Annotated in this window: 23 protein-coding genes; 8 read left to right on the forward strand and 15 right to left on the reverse strand. The window is 73.0% G+C overall.

Features of this window, described 5'->3' with window-relative positions:
* The first annotated feature begins 7 nt into the window (after positions 1–7).
* Positions 8–166, forward strand: a complete 159-nt coding sequence (locus tag ACI3EY_RS04965) for a hypothetical protein (protein ID WP_405039616.1) — start codon at positions 8–10, stop codon at positions 164–166.
* Between the two features lie 92 nt (positions 167–258).
* On the opposite strand, the gene ACI3EY_RS04970 is transcribed toward ACI3EY_RS04965, so the two are convergent.
* From ACI3EY_RS04970 to lipB, 9 genes are all read right to left on the reverse strand, one after another.
* Complete coding sequence (locus tag ACI3EY_RS04970; RefSeq protein WP_405039617.1) at positions 259–1,185, reverse strand: hypothetical protein; 927 nt, start codon at positions 1,183–1,185, stop codon at positions 259–261.
* A complete protein-coding gene (locus ACI3EY_RS04975) occupies positions 1,166–2,584 on the reverse strand; it encodes a glycosyltransferase (protein ID WP_405039618.1) in 1,419 nt (472 codons plus the stop codon). The genes ACI3EY_RS04970 and ACI3EY_RS04975 overlap by 20 nt, the downstream gene beginning before the upstream one ends.
* Complete coding sequence (locus ACI3EY_RS04980; protein ID WP_405037779.1) at positions 2,581–3,162, reverse strand: exosortase/archaeosortase family protein; 582 nt, start codon at positions 3,160–3,162, stop codon at positions 2,581–2,583. The genes ACI3EY_RS04975 and ACI3EY_RS04980 overlap by 4 nt, the downstream gene beginning before the upstream one ends.
* A gap of 2 nt (positions 3,163–3,164) precedes the next feature.
* The gene (locus tag ACI3EY_RS04985; protein ID WP_405039619.1) at positions 3,165–3,464 is read right to left on the reverse strand and encodes a hypothetical protein; all 300 of its coding nucleotides are present in this window, start codon (positions 3,462–3,464) and stop codon (positions 3,165–3,167) included.
* A 252-nt stretch (positions 3,465–3,716) separates the two neighbouring features.
* On the reverse strand, positions 3,717–4,508 hold the full coding sequence (locus tag ACI3EY_RS04990; RefSeq protein ID WP_405039620.1) for a DUF4191 domain-containing protein: 792 nt from the start codon (positions 4,506–4,508) through the stop codon (positions 3,717–3,719).
* Between the two features lie 5 nt (positions 4,509–4,513).
* A complete protein-coding gene (gene lipA, locus ACI3EY_RS04995) occupies positions 4,514–5,563 on the reverse strand; it encodes a lipoyl synthase (protein WP_405039621.1) in 1,050 nt (349 codons plus the stop codon).
* Between the two features lie 106 nt (positions 5,564–5,669).
* Positions 5,670–6,656, reverse strand: coding sequence for an ABC transporter permease subunit (locus ACI3EY_RS05000; protein ID WP_405039622.1), 987 nt, complete (start codon positions 6,654–6,656; stop codon positions 5,670–5,672).
* Entirely contained in the window at positions 6,653–7,678 is a 1,026-nt protein-coding gene (locus ACI3EY_RS05005; RefSeq protein ID WP_405037783.1) for an ABC transporter ATP-binding protein, read from the reverse strand. The genes ACI3EY_RS05000 and ACI3EY_RS05005 overlap by 4 nt, the downstream gene beginning before the upstream one ends.
* A gap of 94 nt (positions 7,679–7,772) precedes the next feature.
* A complete protein-coding gene (gene lipB / locus ACI3EY_RS05010; protein ID WP_405039623.1) occupies positions 7,773–8,420 on the reverse strand; it encodes a lipoyl(octanoyl) transferase LipB in 648 nt (215 codons plus the stop codon).
* Positions 8,421–8,500: 80 nt separating this feature from the next.
* Here lipB and ACI3EY_RS05015 point away from each other — a divergent pair, with 80 nt between their 5' ends.
* Positions 8,501–10,114, forward strand: a complete 1,614-nt coding sequence (locus ACI3EY_RS05015) for a serine/threonine-protein kinase (RefSeq protein ID WP_405039624.1) — start codon at positions 8,501–8,503, stop codon at positions 10,112–10,114.
* On the opposite strand, the gene ACI3EY_RS05020 is transcribed toward ACI3EY_RS05015, so the two are convergent.
* The 3 genes from ACI3EY_RS05020 to lpdA all read right to left on the reverse strand — a co-directional run bounded on the left by ACI3EY_RS05020 (position 10,086) and on the right by lpdA (position 14,537).
* The gene (locus ACI3EY_RS05020; RefSeq protein WP_405039625.1) at positions 10,086–11,087 is read right to left on the reverse strand and encodes a TIGR01777 family oxidoreductase; all 1,002 of its coding nucleotides are present in this window, start codon (positions 11,085–11,087) and stop codon (positions 10,086–10,088) included. The two genes, ACI3EY_RS05015 and ACI3EY_RS05020, sit on opposite strands and share 29 nt — an antisense overlap.
* Before the next feature lie 13 nt (positions 11,088–11,100).
* Complete coding sequence (sucB, locus tag ACI3EY_RS05025) at positions 11,101–13,074, reverse strand: 2-oxoglutarate dehydrogenase, E2 component, dihydrolipoamide succinyltransferase (protein ID WP_405039626.1); 1,974 nt, start codon at positions 13,072–13,074, stop codon at positions 11,101–11,103.
* A gap of 77 nt (positions 13,075–13,151) precedes the next feature.
* A complete protein-coding gene (gene lpdA / locus ACI3EY_RS05030) occupies positions 13,152–14,537 on the reverse strand; it encodes a dihydrolipoyl dehydrogenase (protein ID WP_405039627.1) in 1,386 nt (461 codons plus the stop codon).
* Positions 14,538–14,626: 89 nt separating this feature from the next.
* Between lpdA and ACI3EY_RS05035 the strand changes: the two genes are divergently transcribed.
* Positions 14,627–14,803: a DUF5302 domain-containing protein gene (locus tag ACI3EY_RS05035; protein WP_405037789.1), complete on the forward strand. Its 177-nt coding sequence runs from the start codon at positions 14,627–14,629 to the stop codon at positions 14,801–14,803.
* A gap of 73 nt (positions 14,804–14,876) precedes the next feature.
* Here the strand turns inward: ACI3EY_RS05035 and ACI3EY_RS05040 are convergent, their stop codons facing one another.
* On the reverse strand, positions 14,877–16,412 hold the full coding sequence (locus ACI3EY_RS05040; RefSeq protein WP_405037790.1) for a leucyl aminopeptidase: 1,536 nt from the start codon (positions 16,410–16,412) through the stop codon (positions 14,877–14,879).
* 76 nt (positions 16,413–16,488) lie between these two features.
* On the opposite strand from ACI3EY_RS05040, the gene gcvT reads away from it, so the two are divergent.
* The gene (gene gcvT / locus ACI3EY_RS05045) at positions 16,489–17,595 is read left to right on the forward strand and encodes a glycine cleavage system aminomethyltransferase GcvT (RefSeq protein ID WP_405039628.1); all 1,107 of its coding nucleotides are present in this window, start codon (positions 16,489–16,491) and stop codon (positions 17,593–17,595) included.
* Positions 17,596–17,610: 15 nt separating this feature from the next.
* On the opposite strand, the gene ACI3EY_RS05050 is transcribed toward gcvT, so the two are convergent.
* Complete coding sequence (locus ACI3EY_RS05050; RefSeq protein ID WP_405039629.1) at positions 17,611–18,072, reverse strand: bifunctional adenosylcobinamide kinase/adenosylcobinamide-phosphate guanylyltransferase; 462 nt, start codon at positions 18,070–18,072, stop codon at positions 17,611–17,613.
* Positions 18,073–18,110: 38 nt separating this feature from the next.
* Positions 18,111–18,716: a DUF3043 domain-containing protein gene (locus ACI3EY_RS05055; RefSeq protein ID WP_405039630.1), complete on the reverse strand. Its 606-nt coding sequence runs from the start codon at positions 18,714–18,716 to the stop codon at positions 18,111–18,113.
* Positions 18,717–18,769: 53 nt separating this feature from the next.
* Here ACI3EY_RS05055 and ACI3EY_RS05060 point away from each other — a divergent pair, with 53 nt between their 5' ends.
* The 4 genes from ACI3EY_RS05060 (at position 18,770) to ACI3EY_RS05075 (ending at position 23,427) form a co-directional block, all read left to right on the forward strand.
* Positions 18,770–20,164 (forward strand): dipeptidase, encoded by a 1,395-nt coding sequence (locus tag ACI3EY_RS05060; RefSeq protein ID WP_405039631.1) that lies wholly within the window; start codon positions 18,770–18,772, stop codon positions 20,162–20,164.
* Entirely contained in the window at positions 20,157–21,116 is a 960-nt protein-coding gene (locus ACI3EY_RS05065) for a glutathione S-transferase family protein (RefSeq protein WP_405039632.1), read from the forward strand. Before ACI3EY_RS05060 ends, ACI3EY_RS05065 begins: the two co-directional genes overlap by 8 nt.
* A gap of 83 nt (positions 21,117–21,199) precedes the next feature.
* On the forward strand, positions 21,200–22,297 hold the full coding sequence (gene trpS, locus ACI3EY_RS05070) for a tryptophan--tRNA ligase (RefSeq protein WP_434056916.1): 1,098 nt from the start codon (positions 21,200–21,202) through the stop codon (positions 22,295–22,297).
* An 11-nt stretch (positions 22,298–22,308) separates the two neighbouring features.
* Positions 22,309–23,427, forward strand: a complete 1,119-nt coding sequence (locus ACI3EY_RS05075) for a glycerate kinase (protein WP_405039633.1) — start codon at positions 22,309–22,311, stop codon at positions 23,425–23,427.
* Positions 23,428–23,486 lie beyond the last annotated feature (59 nt).

Consider the following 23,486-nt stretch of genomic DNA (forward strand, 5'->3'; position numbering starts at 1 on the left):
ACCGCTGATGTATGCCTGGATCTGGCGCCACCTGCCCGGGCCCGTCCCGGTGCGTCTGCTGCTGGTGCTGCTCGCGCTGGCCGGTGCCGTGGTGGTCCTCTTCGGGTGGGTCTTCCCGGCGCTGGCACCGCTGATGCCCTTCAACGACGGCACCGTCGAGCGGTAGCCGGCGAGCGGTCACCGTCCCCCGGGGAGCCGCAGGGCAGCGGAACGCCCGGCCACCCCTGGGACGAGGGTGACCGGGCGCGTACGCCGCTGTCAGCTGGTGGGGCGCTGACGACGGCGGGTCACGAGGGCGGCACCGCCGCCGGCGACGGCCAGCGTGCCCAGGGCGATCGGCAGACCGGCCAGCGGCACCGCGGGGACGAGGGCCAGGTCGGCGCTCGGCCCGCAGGTGACCGTGCCCAGGTCCACGTCGGCCAGGCCGCCGTCCAGGGCGTCGACGCTGATCGCCGTGACGCTCAGGCCGCCGTAGTAGCCGTCACCGGACTCCTCCGGGTCCAGCGGGACCTGCTCGTTGAGCGTGACGTCCACCAGCGGCGACAGCAGTGCCGCCACGGTGGGGGAGAGCACGTCGAGGGCGTTGGTGTTCGGCGCCACGTCGGATGCCAGGTCGACCTCCACGTTGACGAGCGGCGGCGCCGACACCACCAGCTGGGCGTTGGTCAGCACCGCGTCGCCGGTGACCGTGCCGTCCGCGGCTCCGGTGCAGGTGGCGGTGATCGCGTCGGCCTGGATGGAGGCCGACACCGCGCCCACCACGTCGGCGAGCTGGATCTCCACCGGGTCGGTGCCGGGGATGCCGCAGTCGAGGGGGTCGCCCACGTCGACCGAGCCACCCTCGCCGACCACCCCTGCGCAGGCGGCGCTGGTGCCGTCGTTGTTGGCCACCGCCACCTCGCCGAGGGCCCCCGCGGTGACGACGTCCTGGCCGTCCAGGACGGTCAGGAGCGGCTCCTCGGACGCGGTGACCGAGTCCTCGCTGCCGTCGTTCTGGGCCGTCTCGGTGCCGGTGTCGATGACCACCGCCGGGTCGAGCACCCCGACGTAGAGCGCCTGGGCGCTCGCCTGGGTGGCGAACGGTGCGGCGGAGGCGGCGGTCGCGCCGAGGATGGTGGCCATCCCTCCGGCCATCGCGGCCAGCGCCAGTCGGCGTGCCGAGCGGTTAGGACGTGTGCTGTTCATGCTTCTCCTTCATGGATGGGGTGGGGATGGGCTCCGGGTGGAGGTCTGTGTAGATGCGGTCGGTCTTGACCCAGTCGCTCCGGCTGCGCAGGAGACGGAAGGCCGCCCGCCAGACGGAGATGATCATCAGGTAGCTGTAGAGCCAGTAGGCGAGCCCGAGCAGGACCGCGCCGCCCTTGCCGGTGCCCGGCTCGGCCTTGATCCGGTAGACCGGACCCCAGAGCGCGAGCGGGGCGATCCCGAAGGCGACGATGAGCGGGATGAGGCCCCACGCGCCGCCGAGGAACCAGCCGCCGACCCCGCCGACCGAGGAGAACGCGACGGTGGCCACGAACGTCCAGGCCGCGGTGTAGACGACCGTGCCGACCAGCTGGGTCCACGGGATGAGCAGGAAGTAGCAGATCTCCAGCGCGGCGGGGGTGGTCAGGTGCCGGGACCGCAGCACGGCCGGCAGGTAGCGCGAGCACTGCATACCGCCCTGGGCCCACCGGGTCCGCTGCCGCACCAGGGCGCGGACCGAGGGCAGACCCTCCTGGGCGACCCACACGTCGTTGCAGTACTCGTTGCGCCGACCGGCCAGCAGCACGTGCAGCCCGAGCTCGAAGTCCTCGAGCAGCGCCCCGTGCCACGGCGTGCCGTGCTCTTGCGCGATGGTGTCCAGCACCGACATCCGGGTGAACTGGCCGTTGCCACCCATCCCGACCGACCCGAGGGTGCGGCGCAGGTGCTGCATGGCGGCGATGACCGTGCGGAACTCCATGTCCTGCAGCGTCACCAGCATCCGCCCCAGCCAGGTGGGGGCGGCCGGGTCGGAGGCGTCGATGCGCCCCTCGACGCCGCGGTTGATCATCCGGACCTGCAGCTGGGTGGCGCCGACCTTCGCGTCGCCGAACAGTCGCGGCCCGCTGAGCACCGTCAGCGCCCGAGGGTCGAGCATCCCGTCGGCGTCGATGACGCCCACGATGGTCTGCTCCGCCCGGGTCGGGTATGCCTGTCCGGAGGTGGTGGTGAGGTACTGGTGGATCGCGCGCCAGCCGGCGTTCAGCGCGGCCCCCTTGCCCTGCTGCGCCTCCGGCGCGGTACGCCGCACCAGGTGCACCTGGTCGTCGTCGCGGGCGGCCGCCTCGATGAGCGCCAGGGTGGCGTCGGATGAATCGTCGTCGATGGCCCAGACATGCACGCGGGGGTGCGTCCGACGCAGCCGCGAAATGGTCCGGGAAATGACGGCCTCCTCGTTCAGGCAGGGAATGAGAAGGTGCCAGTCCAGCTCGTCGGCGTCACCTTCGGGCGTCTCCTCGAGACGCACGAAAGGAAGCAGGATGGCGAGCACATAGCTGAGGAAGGTGATGCACAGGGCCAGCGCCAGGACGTCGATCCAGGGGGCCAGCGTCAGGCTCACGAGGTGCCCGCCGGGGAAACGACGGCCGGCTCACGCAGAACCAGTCGCACGAACACGATCACGGCCGCCACGAAACCCAGGGTGCTGATCGCCGAACCCAGAAAGATATGGCTGACCTCGTATCCTCGCTCGAATCCGAGGAGACGCATCATCGCCACGATGGTGGCGATGCGGATCTGGTTGGCGAGGACGAAGACGAGGACCAGGGCGCCCACCCCGAGGGCGACCGAGCGCAGCCGCAGCGGGCGCACCCAGGCGGCGACGGCGCTCCCGCCCAGGAAGAGCGCGGTCAGCGGGGCGACGCTGCAGCCGAGGGTGAACCCGACCCCGACCCAGCGACCGTCGAGGGGGAAGATCACCGCCTGGCCCAGGGCCTGGGCGTTCATGCCCACCACGTTCAGCAGCAGCGCCTGCGCCCCTGCCTCGAGCGAGCGGACCGTCTGGCCGCCGAGGACGAGGGCGACGGCCAGCACCAGCAGCAGCACGGCCGTGGGCCGTGAGCTGCGCACGTGCGGCTGCAGCCGGGGCGCGTGCGCCACGGGGGCGTTCGCGTCCTGCTCGTCCTGGACAGGGTGCACTATCAGCCCTCGCCGCGCACCGAGGCGAACCGGTACGCCATGAGCGAGAGCACCAGGAGTGCCACGCCCACGAGCGCATAAGCAAAGAGTGGTGCTCCGGTGTAGGCAAGTCCTCCACCGGCAGCCACAGCTCCTCCGCCGCCAACTTTGTACATTCCGTCGTCCTTTCGTCGTCCCAAGTCGCTACGAAAGATATGTGACGAGAAGAAGGGCGGCAAGGCTCTTTGCCAAGTCGTGACGAAATCACCCCAAAGGGTGAAGATCGACGCGTTCCTGTTGCCCTTTCTTGAACGAATCGTCACCATGAGACGTTGAACGGAACTGAATCCGGCGACGTACGCGCGCCCGCGCGGATGAATCCGCGCGCGCGAGGGAGGGTGAACGATGTGGCAGGTGGTGCAGAATCGGTCGCCGAGAACGGGTAAGGAATGCGTTCGGTGACGCCAGGGAAAGGACGCAAGAAAGCAGGGGTATGACAACGATGAACCAGCGGGAACGAGAGAGGCCCGACCGTCTCTCGACGGTCGGGCCTCAGGGAGGGTGCTGGGAGGCTGTCAGCGCCCCCGGAGGGACTTGCGGCTGGCGCGTGGGGGACGGGTCGGGTCCATGCCGGCGGGGACGGAGGAGCGCTGCCTACCGCCCAGGGCCTTCATCCGTTGCTGCACCACCAGCGCCTCGTCCTTGGAGAGCCGTTTGGGGAGCTTCTTGATGGTCTTCACGACGTCGCGCAAGGGTGTCTGCCCCTCGCCCTTGCCGACGTTGATCGTGTGCACCGGCACCTCGTCACCCACCACCCGCGAGACCTTGCGCTGCTCGGCCTTGGACAGCCGCTGTGCGGACCCTTTCGGCCCCTCGGAGATGAGCACGACCCCGGGCCGTCCCACCGCCCGGAAGACCATGGCCGCGTTGTGCAGGTCGCGCATACCGCGCACCTGGCCGCCGGCCTCCGCGGCCACCGGCTCCTGGTCGTAGAACCAGCCGCGTCGCAGCTGCTGCAGGATGGCCGACGAGGCCCCGGGCTGGCCCTCGATCTGGGCGAAGGCAGCCCGTTCGGCGCGCCGGCCGAGCACGATGACCGCGGCCAGGACGGCCAGCGGCACCCCGAGGATGAGCATGTAGGCGACCTGGCCCCACCACAGGCCTATCAGGACGGCGACGACCAGCACGGCGAGGGCCGCCAGGGCCATCCACCAGACCGCGGCCGGGTCGGCCTTGCGGGTCATGGTGAAGACCTGGCGCATCTGCGCGATGCGTCCCGGGTTGTTCGGGTCCTTGACCTTCTTGGGCTTCTTGGTGCGCCCGAAGAGACCCTTCTTCGGCGCGGGGTCCGTGGCGGAAGACGACATAGGGATCAGGATACGTGGGCGCGGAGGCTGTCCTGTCCCTGCTCCGCGGCCACCAGCGAGGCGGCCTCCTGCCGTGCCGGGATGTCCGCCACGGCCTGCTGCTCCAGGTGCGAGAGGTGCTCGGGCACCGCGCGGCCCCAGCGGCGCATGGCCTGGGCGTAGAGCTTGCCCGCGCGGTAGGAGCTGCGGACCAGGGGACCGGCCATGACGCCCTTGAAGCCGATCTCCTCGGCCTTCTCCGACCAGTGCACGAACTCCTGCGGCTTCACCCAGCGGTCGATCGGGTGGTGCAGCTTGGAAGGGCGCAGGTACTGCGTGATGGTGAGGATGTCGCACCCGGCCTCGTGCAGGTCGCGGATGGCCTGCTCGATCTCCTCATCGGTCTCACCCATGCCGAGGATGAGGTTGGACTTGGTCACCAGCTCGTTGTCCCGGGCCATCGACAGCACCCGCAGGGACTTGTCGTAGGTGAAGGCGGGGCGGATCTTCTTGAAGATGCGCGGCACCGTCTCCAGGTTGTGCGCGAAGACCTCGGGGCGGGCGTCGAAGACCTGCTGCACGAGCTCGGGGACCGCGCCGAAGTCGGGCGGGAGGATCTCCACGCCGGTGGTCGGGTTCAGCTCGTGCACCTTGCGGATGACCTCGGCGTACAGCCAGGCCGCGCCGTCCTTCTGGTCGTCGCGGGCGACACCGGTGATGGTGGCGTAGCGCAGCTCCATGGTGCGGATCGACTCGGCCACCTTGCGCGGCTCCTCCATGTCCAGCGGGTTGGGCCGCCCGGTGGAGATGTCGCAGAAGTCGCAGCGCCGGGTGCAGATGTCCCCGCCGATGAGGAAGGTCGCCTCGCGGTCCTCCCAGCACTCGAAGATGTTGGGGCAGCCGGCTTCCTGGCAGACGGTGTGCAGACCGCCGCCCTTCACCATGGACTGCAGCTCGCGGTACTCCGGGCCCATCTTCGCGGTGGTCCGGATCCACGACGGCTTGCGCTCGATCGGCGTCTCGGCGTTGCGTGCCTCCACGCGCAGCAGGCGGCGTCCCTCGGGTGCGATGGTCACTGGTGCTCCCTCATCCTCGGTTCGTTGTCAGTGGTGACAACGCGTCCACCCACCCAGCGTATGCCCGCCCACCGACAGCCCCGACCCTGGCTCCCTGGCCGGGCGCTTACTCGACGTCGGAGCGGTGGAAGCGCCACAGCGCCAGCGCCACCATCAGGGTAAGGACCAGGGCGAGCAGCAGCGCCCCCTGGCCGAGGTCCAGGGTGTGCACCACCTCGCGGCACGGCCCGGTGGCGGTGCAGTCGACGTAGGTCCGCCACTCGGTGCCGTCGTCCACCACGGCGTCGATGTTTTTGCCCAGCAGGTAGCGGCTCAGCGAGGGCAGCATGGCACCCACGAGTCCCTCGACGACGGTCAGGTAGCCGAGCATCAGGCCGATCACCGCACCGCTGTGCCGCAGCAGGAAGCCGGCCGCGGCCCCGAAGGCACCGGCGGCGGCACCGAGGAGCGTCATCCGGACGGCCTTCCACAGCAGGTCGCCCCACTGGGCACCGCTGACCCCGTCGTCGATGCCGTGCCACCGGAAGAGGGCAGGCACCCCGACCAGCACCAGCACCAGGCCCAGGCCCACCACCGGCACGGCGGCGAGGGCCGCCGAGCCCAGCTTGGAGGCGTAGACCGGCCCCCGTCGCGGCACGAACGTGAGCCAGGTCCCCATCGTGCGGTGGCTGAACTCGGCGGCCACGTGCGTCGACCCGAGGGCCAGGGGGAGCAGCAGGAAAGGGTAGACCAGATACCTCAGCAGCTCGTCGTACTGGTCGACGAGCGAGGGCATCGACCCGTAGAAGTCCTCGGCCGTCGGCGGCCCCATCTGGTCGCAGCCGAAGTCGATGGTGCCGTCCCCGGTGCGCCGCCGCTCGGAGTCCTGCTCTCGTTCGCAGTCGGCGACCCACTGCTCGCCCTCCTGCTCCCACCGCTCCAGCTCCTGCTGCAGGGCGGTGTCGGCGCCGGAGCGCGCACGGTCGATCTGGTTCGCCTGCTGGTGCACGCCCCAGAGCGCGGCCAGCGCCACCAGCGCCGCCGCCACCAGGGCCAGCCAGGGGGCGCGCCGGGTGAACAGGCGGCGCAGCTCGACCCGCAGCAGCCGGGTCATGCCGCACCCCGGCCCGGGGCCCGGGCGGGCGTGGGCAGCCCCTCCGCCTCGGTCAGCTCGAGGAAGATCTGCTCCAGGCCGCGGCGGCTGGGGACCAGGCGTTCCACCCACAGCCCCTTCCCGGCGAGCACCCGGGTGATCTCACCCGGTTCGGCGCCGGTGACCGTGAGCAGGCCTGCCTCTTCGGCGTCGTGGTACTCGCGCAGGCCGTCGGCGGCATCCGTGCCACGGGGCAGGGCCAGCCAGTCCACGGTGAAGCCCTCGTCCCGGAGCGCGCGCGCCGCCGCCCCGGGGTGCTTCACCCCGACCTCGACGCTCTCCCCACCTGCCCCGATCAGGCCGGCCACCGAGCCCTGTGCGAGCACCCGGCCCCGACCGATGATCGAGACGGTGTCCGCGATCTGCTCGACCTCGGAGAGGATGTGGCTGCTCACCAGCACGGTCCGGCCCTCGTCGGCGAGCCGGCGCATGGTGCTCCTGATCTCGTGGATGCCGGCCGGGTCGAGCCCGTTCGTGGGTTCGTCGAAGATCAGCAGGTCGGGGGACTTCAGCAGGGTGGCGGCGATCGCCAGCCGCTGCTTCATCCCGAGCGAGTAGGAGCGGAAGGTGTCCCGTCCCCGGGCTCCCAGACCCACCTCGTCCAGCACCTCGTCGACCCGGGCCGGCGGGGTGCCGATGGCCTCCGCGAGCAGGGCGAGGTTGCGGTGGCCGGTGAAGCTGGGGAAGAAGGTCGGTGACTCCACGATGGCCCCGACCCGGTCGATCACCCGCGGCAGCGACCTCGGCACCGGGGTGCCGAAGAGGTGCATCGTGCCCGCGTCGGCCCGGGTCAGCCCGAGCAGCATCCGGATGGTGGTGGTCTTGCCCGACCCGTTGGGGCCGAGGAAACCGTGCACGCCGCCGGACGGCACGTCCAGGTCCAACCCGTGGACGGCGACCCGGGTCCCCCGCAGCGTCCGGTAGGTCTTGCGCAGCCCCCGCGTGCTGACCGCCAGCGTCTCGTCGACGACCGGTGCGCCCATGCTGCTCCTCCTCCGCCGGATCACGGTCCGGCCCCTGCGGGGATCAGTCAACCGTGCCGGGACCCGTGCGTGGGGAGGCGGGGACCGCGTGTCCTCAGCGGGAGGCGGTGACCGGGTCCAGGACCCGCTCGAGGTGAGCCGTCACGATCGGCAGCACCTCCGCGACGCCCACGTCGCGGCCCAGCTCGCGGGACAGCGAGGTGACGCCGGCGTCCGCGATGCCGCACGGCACGATGGCGTCGGCCCAGCCCAGGTCGCAGTCGCAGTTCAGCGCGAAGCCGTGCATCGTCACGTCCTTGCTGACGCGCAGCCCGATAGCCCCGATCTTGCGCTCCGGCGCGGTCGCGTCCCCCGGCAGCCACACCCCCGAGCGTCCCTCGACGCGGGTGGTCGCGACCCCCAGCTCACGGCATACCCCGATCATCACGTCCTCCAGGCGGCGCACGTGCGCGACGACGTCCACGGGGGAGGGCAGGTGCACGATCGGGTAGCCGACCAGCTGGCCCGGGCCGTGCCAGGTGATCTTGCCGCCACGGTCGACGTCCACCACCGGGGTGCCGTCCAACGGGCGCTCGTGCGGCTCGGTGCGTTTGCCGGCGGTGTAGACCGCCTCGTGCTCCAGCAGCAGCACCGTGTCCGGCAGCTCGCCGGCGACGACCTGGGCGTGGACCTCCCGCTGGTGCGCCCAGGCCGCCAGGTAGTCGACCGCGGCGGGGGCGAACCCGAGGTGCTCGAAACGCATACCGCCATCGTAGTCCGCCCGGCCGAGCACCCTGTGGACAACCTCTGCGCGGTCGCCTCCCGCTCGGGCACGCTCGGGGTATGCACCCTCCGACGCTGCCCGGGTACGAGGTCCTCGGTCCGCTCGGTGCGGGCGGCAGCGCGCAGGTGTGGCGTGCCCGGCGCACGGTCGACGACCTGGAGGTGGCGCTGAAGGTGGTCCGGCCGGGACCCGGGCAGGTCGCGTCCGCGCTCGCCGAGGCCGGGCTGCTGGCCAGGGTGCGGCACCCGCACGTGCTGCACCTCTACGACGTGCTGCCGCTGCTCGGCGCGGACGGGCGCCCGGAGGCGGTGGTGCTGGTGACCAGGCTGGCCGGGGGCGGCTCCCTCGCCCAGGTGCTCGCCCGACGGCGGCTGCTCTCGCCAGGCGAGCTGGTCACCGTCCTGCACCCGGTGGCCACCACGCTGGCCGACCTGCACCGCGAGGGCGTGGTGCACGGCGACCTGTCCACCGGCAACCTGCTCTTCCGCCGCGACGGTATGCCGTTGCTCGCGGACCTCGGCACCGCCCGGGTGGTCGGTGAACCGGGGCTGCGCGGACTGGGCACCGGCGGGATGGACGGCATGGTCGCCCCCGAGGTGCTCGAGGGGTTCCCGGCCGCCTCCGCCTCCGACGTCTACCAGCTGGGTGCCCTGGCCTGGCTGTGCCTGGTGGGCTCACCCCCGGGGCCGGGCTACGACCGGCGCCCGCTCGCCGAGGTGGCGCCGGAGCTGTCCCCGGTCGTCGTCGAGCTGGTGAACCGGTGCCTGTCCCCGGAGCCGGAGGACCGGCCGGACGCCCAGGAGGTGGCCGGCGCCGTGATGGAGGTCGCCGCCCCGGAGCCGGTGGAGGTGGCGCCGGACGCAGACGCCGCGCACGGGGTCACCCGCCGGCTGCGGCAGGTGGCGCTCGAGGACGCGTCGGACCTCGAGCCGCCCACCCGGGGCCGTCGGTGGCGCCGCGGGCGTGGGCGACCTCCCGGCCGCACCGGCCACCCGCCGGGCCGCACCGGCCACCCGCCGGGCCGCGCCGGGCTGCACCGGGCCGACCCGGCGGTGGCGGGCCCGCGCCCGGCCCTGACCCTGGGGGTGCTGGGGGTGACGGCCGCGGCGCTGCTGGCGATGGTGCTCCTGGCGCTGTGGCCGAGGACCGGCGGTCCGACCACCCTGGTGGACCGGCCGGTCGGCGCCGCCACCACCGCCACCGGCACGGAGCCGTCCGAGCCCACCGCGACAGCACCGCCCACGACGGCACTGCCCACGACGGCACCGCCCACCACGCCCGAGCCCGCAGCCACGGTGCCGCCGGCGAGTGCGCTGCAGTCGCTGCTCGACCGCCGGGCGGACGCCTGGGAGGCCGCCGACCCGTCGCTGCTGGACGCCGTGGTCGTCCCGGGGTCCGAGGCGCAGGCCCGGGAGCAGGGGGCGCTGGAGCAGGTGCGGGACGCGGGGGTGTCCTACCCGGAGGTCACCTTCCGGGTCGACGCGATGGAGGTGCTGGCCGAGGAGGACGACCTGCTCGTCGTGGAGGCGCTGCTCTCACGCGGGGCCGTCCGGGCATACCGGGGGGAGGAGGTGGTGCTGCGCGAGCCGGAGCGGCAGGACCGGGTGCGGCTGGAGGTGGTGCCGACCGAGACCGGCTGGCTGCTCAGCTCCTGGGAGCCGGCCGCCCGCTGAGACCGTCCCGACCGGTCTCGCCGCGGCTGTCCTCGACGACCCAGGCGGCGGCGGAGACCAGGTCCGGGTGGGTGAAGGTGAACCCGGCGTCGGTGAGCACGGTGGGCAGCACCTTGGCGGAGGCGAGGATCTCCTGCGCCATCTCGCCCAGCACGACCCGCAAGGCCAGGCCCGGGGCGGGCAGGAAGGACGGTCGCCCGAGCTCACGGGCGAGCGCCGTGGTGACGGCAGCCTGGGTGGCCGGGTGCGGGCCGGCCAGGTTGACGGGACCGGTGACCTCGGGCCGGTCCAGGAGGAACAGCAGCGCCCGCACCTGGTCGTGCAGGGTGATCCAGGGCCAGTAGGCACGTCCGCCCGCGAGCGGGCCCCCCAGGCCCAGACGCACCAGCGGCAGCAGTCGGCCCAGGGCCCCACCCCGGGCCGACAGCACGATGCCCGTGCGCGCGAGCGCCACCGGGACCCCGGCCTCCTCGGCGGGGCGGGTGGCGCCCTCCCAGCTGCCGGTGAGCCGGGCCAGGAAGCCCTCGCCCGGGGCGCTGGCCTCGGTGAGGACCTCGTCCCCGCGGTCCCCGTAGTAGCCCACCGCCGAGCCGGACACCAGGCGTGGAACCTGTCCGGTCCTCGCCTGCTCCGCGAGGGCCCTGGCGACGGTGCTGGTGCCGTCCAGCCGGGAGGAGACCAGCAGCCGCTTGCGGGACGCCGACCAGCGCTGGTCGCCGATCCCGGCACCGGCCAGGTGCACGACACCGGTCACGTCCGCGAGCGCACCGGGGGCCAGGTCCTCGCCGGGGGACCACTGCAGCTCGGCGACCCCGACGGGGAGCTCCGCCGCGGGCCGCGGGGCGCGGCGCACCAGGTGCAGCACCTGGTCACCGCGCCCGCGCAGCGCCTCCGACAACGCGGAGCCGATCAACCCGGACGCGCCGGTGATGGCGACCCTGGAGGATCCGGACGTGCCGTCGGTGTCGCTCATCCCGGCCCGGTCCTCAGACCTCGAAGTGCGCCTCCTCGAGGCGCTCCTTCATCGTCGAGAGGAAGCGGGCGGCGTCCGCGCCGTCGACCACGCGGTGGTCGTAGCTGATCGCGAGGTAGACCATGTCGCGGATCGCGATCGTCTCCATCCCGTCCTCGTCGGTGATGACCACCGGGCGCTTGACGACCGCGCCGGTGCCCAGGATGCCGACGTTGGGCTGGTTGATGATCGGGGTGTCGAAGAGCGCACCCCGCGACCCGGTGTTGGTCAGCGTGAAGGTGCCGCCCGACAGCTCGTCCGGGGTCACCTTGTTGTCCCGGGTCCGTGCCGCCAGGTCCGCGATCTTGCGCGCCAGCCCCGCGATGTTCAGGTCACCGGCGTCCTTGATGACCGGGACCAGCAGCCCGCGCGGGGTGTCGACCGCGACCCCGAGGTGCTCGGCGGCGTGGTAGACGATCGAGTCGTCCTCGACGCTGGCGTTGACGATCGGGTGCTCCTTGAGCGCCTCGATCGCCGCCATCGCGAAGAACGGCATGAACGAGAGCTTGGTGCCCTCGCGCTGCAGGAACTCGTCCTTGACCCGGCGACGCATCCGAGAGATCCGGGTGACGTCGACCTCGATCACCGTGGTCAGCTGGGCGCTGGTCTGCAGCGACTCCACCATCCGTGCGGCGATCACCTTGCGCAGGCGCGACATCTTCTCCGTGCTGCCCCGCTTGCTGTCCCCGGACGGCGCCGCGCTGCTGCTCGGCGCGGAGGCGGCCGGAGCCTTCTCCTCGGCGGCGGGCGCCTTCTCCTCGGCGGCCGGAGCGGGGGGCTCCTCCTTGGCCTTGGCGGCGGCGTCCAGCACGTCCTGCTTACGGATGCGGCCACCGACACCGGTGCCCTGCAGGGAGCCGAGGTCGACCCCGTGCTGGGACGCGAGCTTGCGCACCAGCGGGGTGACGTAGGCCGAGACGTCCTGGTTGGCGGCGCGCGGAGCGTCGGCCTGCTGCTGGGTGTCGGCCGTGCCGTCGCCGTCGGCGTCCTTGTGCGAGGTGGTGCCGTTCTCGGAGGTGGTGGTGCCCACCCCGACCGCGACACCGGAGTCGTCGGCGTCGTCGCCGCCGGAGCCCCCGGACTTCTCGGCGGAGTCCTTGGCGGCCTTCTCCTGGGTGCGGGCCTCCTCGGCGAGGTCGCCGGACTCCTCGGAATGCTCGGAGTCGGAGTCCTTGGACTGCGCCTCGTCCTGCTGCGGCTGCTCGTCCTTCTTCTCGTCCTTCTCGGCCGTGTCCTCGGAGGAGCCGCCGGAGCCGGACGCGCTGCCACCGATGACCGCGAGCTCGCCGCCGACCTCGACGGTGTCGTCCTCCGCGGCGATGATCTTCGTCAGCACCCCGGCGACCGGGGACGGGATCTCGGTGTCGACCTTGTCGGTGGAGACCTCGAGCAGCGGCTCGTCGACCTCGACGGTGTCGCCCTCGGACTTGAGCCAGCGGGTGACCGTGCCCTCGGTCACGGACTCGCCGAGTGCCGGCATCGTGACGGTCTCGCCCTCGGAGGAGCCACCGTCGGAGGAGCCGCCGCCGGAGGGCTCGTCCTGCGAGCTCGACTCCTGCTGCGGCGCCGCCTGCTCGGGCTCCTGGTCCTGCTGGGGCTCCTCGTCCTGCTGGGGCTCCTCGTCCTGCTCGGGCTCTTCGGCCTGCGGCTGCTCCGACTCCTGCGACGCGTCGGCGGAGTCGCCGCCCTCGTCGGACCCGGAACCGGCCTCACCGTCACCGACGACGCACAGGTCGGCGCCGACCTCGACGGTCTCGTCCTCCTCGGCGAGGATCTCCTGCAGCACACCGGCCACGGGGGAGGGGATCTCGGTATCGACCTTGTCGGTCGACACCTCGAGCAACGGCTCGTCGACCTCCACGGAGTCGCCGACGCTCTTCAGCCAGCGGGTGACGGTGCCTTCGGTGACGGACTCACCGAGGGCGGGCATCGATACACGTTCCGACATGTCTGTGACTCTCTCCTCGTCCGGGGCTTGCAGTCTACGGGTGTTGGTGCCGCCGCGGCGGGCGTGGTGGCACCGGGTCAGGAGTGGGCGTGCAGCGGCTTGCCCGCGAGCGCCAGGTGGGCCTCGCCGAGCGCCTCGTTCTGGGTCGGGTGGGCGTGCACGAAGGCCGCCACCTCCTCGGGCAGGGCCTCCCAGCCGACGATGAGCTGCGCCTCGCCGACCTGCTCGCCCATCCGCGAGCCGATCATGTGCACGCCGACCACCGGCCCGTCCGTGCCGGCACGGACCAGTCGTACCAGGCCGGCGGTGCCGAGGATCTGCGACTTGCCGTTGCCGCCCAGGTTGTACTCGTAGGCGGTGGCCTCGCCGTGCTGCTCGCGGGCCTTCGCCTCGGTGAGCCCCACCGAGGCGATCTCCGGCTCGCAGTAGGTCACCTTCGGGACCAGGTGGTCACGGACCGGTTCCGGGTCGAGCCCCGCGATGTCCTCGGCCACAAAGATCCCGTGGGCGAACCCGCGGTGGGCCAGCTGGACCCCCGCGACCAGGTCGCCGACGGCGCGGACGGTCCCGACGCCGGTGCGCAGCCGCTCGTCGACCTGCACGAACCCGCGGTCCAGGGTGACGCCCGCCTCGGCATACCCCAGCCCCTCGCTGCGCGGGCCGCGTCCCACCGCGACCAGCAGCAGCTCGGCGGACAGCTGCTCGCCACCGTCCAGCTCGACCTGGACGCCCGCCTCGTCCTGGGTGACGCCGGACACCGAGACACCGGTGCGCGAGGTGATCCCCCGCTTGCGGAAGGCTCGCTGCAGGTGGCTGCTGATGGTGGGCTCCTCACCCGGGACCAGCCGGTCCAGCGCCTCCACCACGGTGACCTCCGCGCCGAAGCTGCGCAGCACCGAGGCGAACTCGACGCCGATGACCCCACCGCCCAGCACGATCGCCCGGTCCGGGACCTCGCTCAGGTTCTGGGCCTGGTCGCTGGTCATGATGCGGCCGCCGATCTCGATCCCGGGCAGGGTGCGGGCGAAGGACCCGGTGGCCAGCACCACGTGGTCGCCGGCGAGCTCCTGGTCGCCGACCCGGACGGTCCCCGGGCCGTCGAGGACGCCCTCGCCCTCGACGTAGGTGATGCCCTCAGCCGCCCGGACCAGCCCCTGCAGGCCCTTGTGCAACCGCCCGACGACTCCGTCCTTGTAGCGGTGCACGGCCTCCAGGTCGATCCCCTCGAAGGTGCTGCGGACCCCGTAGGTCGCGGAGCCGCGGGCGGAGTCGGCGACCTCGGCGCTGTGCAGCAGGGCCTTGGTGGGGATGCAGCCGCGGTGCAGGCAGGTCCCACCGAGCTTGTCCTTCTCCACCAGGGCGACGCGCAGCCCCAGCTGCGCCGCACGCAGCGCGCAGGCGTACCCGCCGCTGCCGCCACCGAGGATCACGATGTCGTACGTCGTCATCGGCATGGGCGTCATCCTGCCACCTCCGAGGAAACCGGTGGCAGCCGGTGGCCCGGCGTGCGAGGCTGACCCGGTCATGTCCCGACGAGGTGAGGAGGTGGCCGATGAACGACTCTCCGGTCACGGACGACGTCAAGGCCAAGTTCCGCGAGGCCCTGGAGAAGAAGCAGGCCCACGGAGGGACGGACGTCTCCGACCATTCCGAGCACGGCAAGGTCGCGCACGCGCGTGACGCCAAGACCTCGGGGTCGCAGCAGATGTTCCGCCGCAAGAGCGGCTGACGTCGGACCGTCGCACGGACGCGAGGGGCACCATCCGCCACGGCGGACGGTGCCCCTCGTGCCGTCCTGGGTCTCAGCCGGCGTAGGAGCGGGCCAGCGCCACCAGCGAGCGCACGCCGGCGCCGGTGCCGCCCTTGGGGTGGTAGCCCCAGGGGGACTTCTCGTTGAAGGCCGGCCCGGCGATGTCCAGGTGGGCCCACGGGATCTGCGCGGACTCGCCCTCGTCATCGCCCGTGTCGGACCCGCGGGTGCCGACGAACTCCTGCAGGAAGGTCGCCGCCACCATCGCGCCGGCCGAGCGCTCGCCGGTGTGCTTGAGGTCCGCCACCGGGGTGTCCAGGGTGGGCCGCAGCTCCTCGGGCATGGGCAGCGCCCAGGCGGTGTCGCCGGCCTCGGTGCCCAGCCGGACCAGGGTGTCCCGCAGCCCGTCGTCGTTGCCCATCACGCCCATCGTCCGCTCGCCGAGGGCGACGATGCAGGCACCGGTCAGGGTGGCCACGTCGACGATGGCGTCCGGCTGCTGCTCGGAGGCCAGCGCCAGGCCGTCGGCCATCACCAGCCGGCCCTCGGCGTCGGTGTTGATGATCTCGACGGTGCGACCGCCGCGCATGGTGACCACGTCGCCGGGTCGCTGCGCGAGGTCGCCGGTCATGTTCTCCGCCAGGCACAGGTATGCCGTCACCTGGACCGGCAGGCCCAGCTCGGCGATGGCCAGGGTCGCCGCGGCGCAGGCGGCGGCGCCGCCCATGTCCATCTTCATGGTGACCATCGAGGCGCCCGGCTTGAGGCACAGGCCGCCGGAGTCGAAGGTGATGCCCTTGCCGACCAGGGCCAGGTGGGTGTTCGCGCCCTCGGGCGTGTAGCGCAGGGTCACCAGCCGCGGGCCGCGCCCGGATCCCTGCCCGACGCCGACGATGCCGCCGCAGCCCTCGGCGACCAGCCGCTCGGGCTCCCAGACCTCGACCTCGACGCCGGTGCCGGCCGCCCGCTCCAGCACCGAGTCGGCGAAGGTCTCCGGGTAGAGCAGGTTGGGCGGGGTGTTGACCAGGTCCCGGGCGTAGCAGACCGCCGACGCGAGCGCGTCGACCTCGCCGCCGGCCGCCCCGGCCTCCTTCTCGTCGACGCCGACCACGGTGACCGAGGCCAGCGGCGCCTTCGCCGACTCGGCTTTGCCGACGCCGTGCTGCTGGTCGAAGCTGTAGGCGCCGAGCACGGCGCCCTCGGCCACCGCCTGCGCCTGCGCGCGGTCCTGCTGGCCGAGCGCGAGGACGGCCGAGGAACGACCGGCCAGCGCACGGGCGGCGATGCCGGCGGCCCGCCGCAGCTGCTCGCTGCGCGGGGCCGGGCCGCTGCTCGCGACGCCGACCACCACGACGACGGACGCGGCGACGCCCTCCACTCCTGCCACCCGGGTGATCTCGTCTGCGCCGCCCTCGGCGCCGAGGGCGGCCAGGGTCTCCAGCAGCGCGGCGGCCGTGCTCTCGCTCAGCCCGTGCCCCTCGAGCAGGCTCAGGCTGCCGGCCTTCTTCGTGGCCCCGATGACCAGGGCGTCGCCCGGGAGGTCGGCGGGTGCGGAGCTGGTGAAGCTGGTGGTGGTGCGGGGCGCCATGTCACGTCCTTGTCGTCGGGGATCGGGTCCTGCCGCCCGAGACTAGGCCACACCCCGAGCACTAGGCTGACCGACCATGAGCGACTCCACGACGATGACGTCCCCGCTGCACGACCGGCACGTCGTGCTCGGTGCCAAGATGGCCGACTTCAGTGGCTGGTCGATGCCGATCGAGTACCCCGGCGGTGGGGTGGTGGCCGAGCACACCGCGGTCCGCGAGCGCGTCGGTCTCTTCGACGTCTCGCACCTGGGCAACGCGTCGGTGCGCGGCCCCGGCGCCAAGGACTTCCTCAACACCTGCCTGGCCAACGACCTGGACCGGATCGAGCCGGGTAAGGCCCAGTACACGCTGTGCTGCGACGAGGACGGCGGCGTGGTGGACGACCTGATCGCCTACCTGCGCAGCGAGGACGACGTCTTCCTCATCCCCAACGCCGCCAACACGGCCGAGGTGGTCCGCCGGCTGCAACTGGAGGCGCCCGCCGGGGTGGAGGTGTCGGACGAGCACCGGGAGCACGCCATCCTGGCGCTGCAGGGACCCGCGGTCGACGAGGTGATGACCGCCCTCGGGCTGCCGACCGGGCACGGGTACATGAGCTTCGTGGACACCACCTGGGAGGGCGTCCCGGTCACCGTGTGCCGCACCGGCTACACCGGTGAGCGCGGCTACGAGCTGGTCTGTGCGGCCGCGGACGCCGGCGCGCTGTGGGACGCGCTGGTGGCGGCGATGGAGCCGTACGCCGGCATCCCGTGCGGGCTCGGTGCCCGGGACACGCTGCGCACCGAAATGGGGTATGCCCTGCACGGCAACGAGCTGTCCCGCGAGATCACCCCGGTGATGGGCCGGACCGCCTGGGCCGTCGGCTGGGACAAGCCCGCCTTCTGGGGCAAGGAGGCACTCACCCGTCAGCGCGAGGCCAAGGAGTGCCGGCTCTCGCGGGGCCTGCTGGTCACCGGTCGGGGGATCCCCCGGGCCGGGTGCACCGTGCTCGACCAGGACGGGACCGAGGTCGGGGTGGTCACCTCGGGCACCTTCGGGCCCACCCTCAGGCGCGGGGTGGCGCTCGCGCTGCTGGACCGCACGATCGCCGAGGGCACGCCGCTGGTGGTCGACGTCCGGGGACGTCGGGTCGAGGTCGAGATGAGCAGGCCGCCGTTCGTCACCGGGGGCGCCGCCGGCTGAGCAGGCGGCGGCTGATCAGTGGCCGACGAGCGGGGCGCCGGAGATGTCCAGCACCCGGCCCGCGGCCACCAGGTGCACCCGTCGACAGGCCGCGGAGAGGCGTCGGTTCACCCGCTCGAGGAGGTCGTGCAGCAGCGCCTGAGCGGGCTCGGTGTGGGCGCCGGCGGGCGCCGTCTCCCGGCTCAGCACCACCACGTCGAAGGGGAGGGCCTGCAGGGCGACCACCAGCTCGTCCAGCTGGTCGTCCACCTGCCGCTGCGCAGCCGGGGGGTCCAGCGGGAGGCGCGTGCCGAGCTGCCCGGCCAGCCAGCCGGGGACGTCCTCCACCAGCACCGGCCCCCGCGCTGCCATCAGGGCCCGGGTCAGGTCGTCGGTGCTGCCGCCCACCCGGGTCACCCCGTGGTGCGGGCGGAGCAGGGTGTCGGCGTGCCGCGACACGTCACCGGGCGCGTTGCCCAGCACCAGGGTGGACGTCATGGCTGAACGAGCTCCTCGGTCGGTCGGGCTGCGGTCGGTCAGCGGCGGACCGGCGTGTCGCCACGCCCCACCGCTGGGCGAGGGATGCGGCTGCCGCGCATCTGGAAGGCCCGCAGCACGACGTACCAGGCGGAGCCCTTGCCCGGGTCCTGGCCGAACTCCTGCGCATACCTCTTCTTGGTCCGGCGCCACAGCAGCCAGCAGTCGACGACGCCGAAGAGCATGAGGCCGTAGGCCACCGCGAAGGTGCCCATCCGGGACCAGGCGAACGGCAGCAGCGAGATCGCCAGCACGCCGATCATCGCGGGGAGCAGGATCTCGCCCACGTTCCACCGCGAGTCCACCGAGTCGCGCAGGAACCGCCGCTCGGGACCGCGGTCCCGGGCCGGGAGGTAGCGCTCCTCTCCCCGGAGCATCGCCTCCCGGGCCTTGGCGCGCTCGGCGCGCTGCTTGGCCTTCTGGTCGGCGGTCATCGACTTGCGGTCGACCACGAGCGGGCGGCGGTTCGCCGCCTCGGAGTCGCGCCGGCGGGGGGTCGGGCGGCCCTTGCCGACCGGCCGCGAGGGGTCACCGGGGGCGACCGGGCTCGTCACGGCTTCCGTGTGCGCCTCGGTCAGCTCCTTGGACCTTCTCCCAAAAACCACGTGCTCAGTGTACGCATCGTGCCCCGGGCCACCGGTGGTTAGGCTCGGCTCTCGTGGATCCGACGACGAACGACCAGTCCGGCGCCGCGGGGCGCACCGCCGAGCTCACCGCACGGATGCGTGACCTGATGCCGGGGGTGCGCTCCGACCTGGAGGCGCTGACCCGCATACCGTCCGTGTCCCTGGACTCCTTCGACCAGCGGCACGTGGACGACAGCGCTGCCGCCACCGCCGACCTGCTGCGGGCCGAAGGGCTGGCGGTGGTGGTCGTCCGCGAGGGCGGGCGTCCGGCCGTGATCGGCCGGCTGCCGGCGCCGCCCGGGGCGCCGACCGTGCTGCTGTACGCGCACCACGACGTCCAGCCGCCCGGCGACGACGCGGACTGGGACACCCCCGTCTTCGAGCCCACCCAGGTGGGAGAGCGGCTCTACGCCCGCGGGGTGGCCGACGACAAGGCCGGGGTGCTGGCGCACGTCGCGGCGCTGCGCGCGCACGGCGGCCGGCCACCGGTGGGGGTCACCGTCTTCGTGGAGGGCGAGGAGGAGGTCGGCTCGGACTCGTTGCCCACCATCCTGGACCGGCACGGGGACCTGCTGGCCTGCGACGCGATCGTGCTCGCCGACTCGCACAACTGGAAGGTCGGGGTCCCCGCGCTGACCACCACGCTGCGCGGCATGGTGCGGGTGGTGGTCGAGGTGCGGGCGCTGGAGCACGGGCTCCACAGCGGCCTCTACGGCGGTGCGGTGCCGGACGGGCTGACCGCCCTGTGCCGGCTGCTGGCCACCCTGCACGACGAGGTCGGCGACGTCGCGGTCCCGAACCTGATGCGTTCCGAGGCGGCCGAGCTGGACTTCACCGAGGAGGACCTGCGCGCGGACGCCGGCCTGCCCCCGGGGGTCCGCCCGATCGGGACCGGCTCCCTGCTGTCCCGGATGTGGACCCAGCCGTCGGTGACCGTGATCGGCATCGACGCCCCGGCGGTGGACGTCGCGGCCAACCTGCTCACCCCGGTCGGCCGGGCCAAGGTCTCGATGCGGATCCACCCCGCGGAGGACCCGCGCACCGCCTACCAGGAGCTGCGTGCCCACCTGCAGCGGCACGCGCCGTGGGGCTGCGGCGTGGAGGTCACCCTGGTCGACGACGGCGCCGGCTTCGCCGCCGACGCCCAAGGCCCCGTCTACGACGCGGCGCGGCAGGCCTTCACCGACGCCTGGGACGGCGTCGCCCCGGTGGACATCGGCGTGGGCGGCTCGATCCCGTTCGTGGCGGCCTTCGCGCAGCGCTTCCCCGAGGCCGCCATCCTGGTCACCGGCGTGGAGGACCCGGACACCCGGGCGCACGCCGCCAACGAGAGCCTGCACCTGGGCGAGTTCGAGCGGGTATGCCTGGCCGAGGCACTCCTGCTGGAACGGCTCGGGACGATGGGCGAGGATGGGGAGCATGGGTAACGACGACGAGGGCACGAACCAGGGCAGCTACGTCAACACCGGCGGCGGCTTCGAGCGCAAGACCCGCTACATCCCGGAGCGCATCACCCGGGACGGGCGCGACGGGTTCCCGGTGGAGCCCGGGCGCTACCGGCTGGTGGTCTCCCGCGCCTGCCCGTGGGCGCACCGGATGATCCTCACCCGGCACCTGCTGGGCCTGGAGGAGGCCATCCCGATGGCCGTCTGCGGTCCGGTGCACGACGCCGACTCCTGGACCTTCGACCTGGACCCCGGCGGCGTGGACCCGGTGCTGGGCATACCCAAGCTCAAGGACGCCTACGACGCCCGTCCCGAGGGCTACCCCGAGTCCGGGGTGACGGTGCCGGCCTTCGTCGACACCACCACCGGCCGGGTGGTGACCAACGACTTCGACCAGATGGTCAAGGACCTGGTCACCGAGTGGTCCGAGCACCACCGCGAGGGCGCCCCCGACCTGTGGCCCGAGCACCTGCGGGACGAGATCGAGGAGGTCTCCGCCGAGGTCTACCGGGACGTCAACAACGGCGTCTACCGGTGCGGCTTCGCGGGGTCCCAGGAGGCCTACGAACAGGCCTACGACCAGCTCTTCTCCCGGCTGGACCAGCTGGAGCAGCGGCTCTCCGGCCGGCGCTACCTGGTCGGCGACCAGCTGACCCTGGCCGACGTGCGGCTGTGGCCGACCCTGGTCCGCTTCGACGCCGCCTACCACGGTCACTTCAAGTGCAACCGTCAGAAGCTCACCGAGATGCCGGTGCTGTGGGCCTACGCCCGTGACCTGTGGCAGACCTGGGACTTCGGGTCCACCACCGACCTGGAGCACGTCAAGGCGCACTACTACGCCACCCACCGGGACATCAACCCCACCGGGGTGGTGCCCAAGGGCCCGGACACCAGCGGCTGGTCCGCACCGCACGGGCGCGAGTCGCTGGGCTGAGCCGGGCGGGCGGTGAACCGCCCGCCGTGGCACCGATAGCATCGTCGACCGTGACCGACCAGCCGCACGAGCCCGACGACCTCATCGGCGAGGCCCTCGCCGACTCCACCTCCGACGCGTCGCTGCAGCGCACCGTGCTGCGCAGCGAGCAGATCTCCGCCGACCTCGAGGTCGCCCCGGAGCGCTACCGGATGCTGACCGGTGACCGGCCCACCGGCCACCTGCACCTGGGCCACTACTTCGGCAGCCTGCGCAACCGGGTGGCGCTGCAGGACAAGGGCCTGGACACCTGGGTGCTGATCGCCGACTACCAGGTGATCACCGACCGCGACTCGGTCGGCTCGCTGCAGGAGCGGGTCTTCTCGCTGCTCACCGACTATCTCGCCGTCGGCATCGACCCGGCCAGGACGACGATCTTCGCGCACTCGCAGGTCCCGGCGCTGAACCAGCTGATGCTGCCTTTCCTGTCCCTGGTCACGGACAGCGAGCTGCGGCGCAACCCGACCGTGAAGGCCGAGCAGGACGCCACCGGGGGCCGCCCGATGACCGGCCTGATGCTCACCTACCCGGTGCACCAGGCGGCGGACATCCTGTTCTGCAAGGCCAACGTGGTGCCGGTGGGCAAGGACCAGCTGCCGCACCTGGAGCAGACCCGGGTGGTGGCCCGCCGGTTCGACGAGCGGTACGGCCGCGCCGGGGACGCGAGCCGGCCGGTCTTCCCGCCGCCGGACGCGCTGCTGTCGGAGGTGCCGAACCTGCTGGGCACCGACGGGCAGAAGATGAGCAAGTCCCGGGGCAACGTCATCGAGCTGCGGATGAGCGCGGACGAGACCGCGAAGGCGATCAAGAAGGCGGTGACCGACGCCGACCGGCACATCGGCTACGACCCGGTGGCCCGGCCTGAGGTCTCCAACCTGGTGCTGCTCGCCGCGCTCACCACCGGGCGGGACCCGCACGCCGTCGCGGACGAGATCGGTGACGGCGGGTCGGGGGCGCTCAAGGCACTGGTGACCGAGGCGGTCAACGAGCACCTGGCCCCGGTCCGCGCCCGCCGCGCCGAGCTGGCGGCCGACCCCGGCCACCTGCGCCAGGTGCTGGCCACCGGTGACGCCCGCGCCAACGAGGTCGCCGAGCAGACCCTCGCGCAGGTGCGCGAGGCGATGCAGATGGTCTACGGCTGAGGTCGGCGGGTATGCCTGGCCCGCCACGGGTGGTGGTCGTCACCGACCGTTCGGGTGACCGGTTGCCGCCCGGTGCCGCTGAGGACGTGGCCCGGGGGTGGGCCCGGACGGCACCGCACGTCCGGGTGGAGGCGCACGCCGGGCACGACGGCGGGGCCGGCTTCGGTGAGCTGGTCGCCGAGCGGTGCGGGACGGACACCGCCACCCACCCGGTGGTGGTGCCCGGTCCCACCGGTCGGCCGGTGCCCGCGGTGATCACCCTGGTCCGGCGGGACGGGACCAGCGGCGCGACGGCATACCTGGACACGGCGCAGATCGCCGGACGGCACCTCGCGGACCCCGGCCTGCTGGCGGACCCGGGGGAGCTGTCCAGCGCCGGGGTCGGCCGCGCCCTGCTGCTGGCACGGGAGCTCGGCGCGCAGCGGGTCGTCGTCGGCGTCGGGCCGCTGGCCTGCCACGACGGCGGGGCCGGCCTGCTCCGGGCCCTCGGCGCCGGGGACGACCTGGCCGACCTGCCGGCCGTGCGCAGGGACTGGGCGGACACCCAGCTGGTGGTGGCGAGCACCACGGAGGCCTCGCTGCTCGGCTTCCACGGCGCCAGCGCCACCCTCGCCGAGCACGGCGTCGACCCGCAGGTGACCCAACGTCTGGAGTCCCGCCTCGGTGAGCTCACCGACCGGGTGAACGCGCTGCTGCCCCCGCAGCGGGACCTGCTCACCGGGTTGCCCCGCCGCCCGGAGCGGGTGGCCGGGGCCGGTGCCGGTGGTGGGGTCGGGTATGCCGTCCAGCTGCTGGGCGCCCGCACGGACACCGGTGCGCGCTTCCTGCTCGACGAGCTGGGGATCCGGGACCGGCTGCCGGGGGCGCTGCTGGTGCTGGTCACCGACGTGTACGACTACACCAGCGTCCACGAGGGGGTGGTGGCCGACACCGCGCGGGCCGCCCTGGACGTCGCGGCCCCCACCGTGGTGCTGGGCCGGGAGGTGTCCGTGGGGCGCCGGGAGGGGATGTCGCTGGGGGTCAGCGGCTCCTACGCCCCCCGGGGGACGGAGGACCTGGCGGACCTGGCGGCACGGGTCGCCCGGACCTGGACACCACCCCCGCCGCCCCCGCCGCACGCCCCGCGGTGACGTACCCTGGAAGTACGGGAACAACCGGCCGAGGGGCCGACGTTCCCCCCAGCACGACC

It is taken from the genome of Serinicoccus shuyuelongi, from assembly GCF_045032955.1.
Taxonomy (GTDB): domain Bacteria; phylum Actinomycetota; class Actinomycetes; order Actinomycetales; family Dermatophilaceae; genus Ornithinicoccus.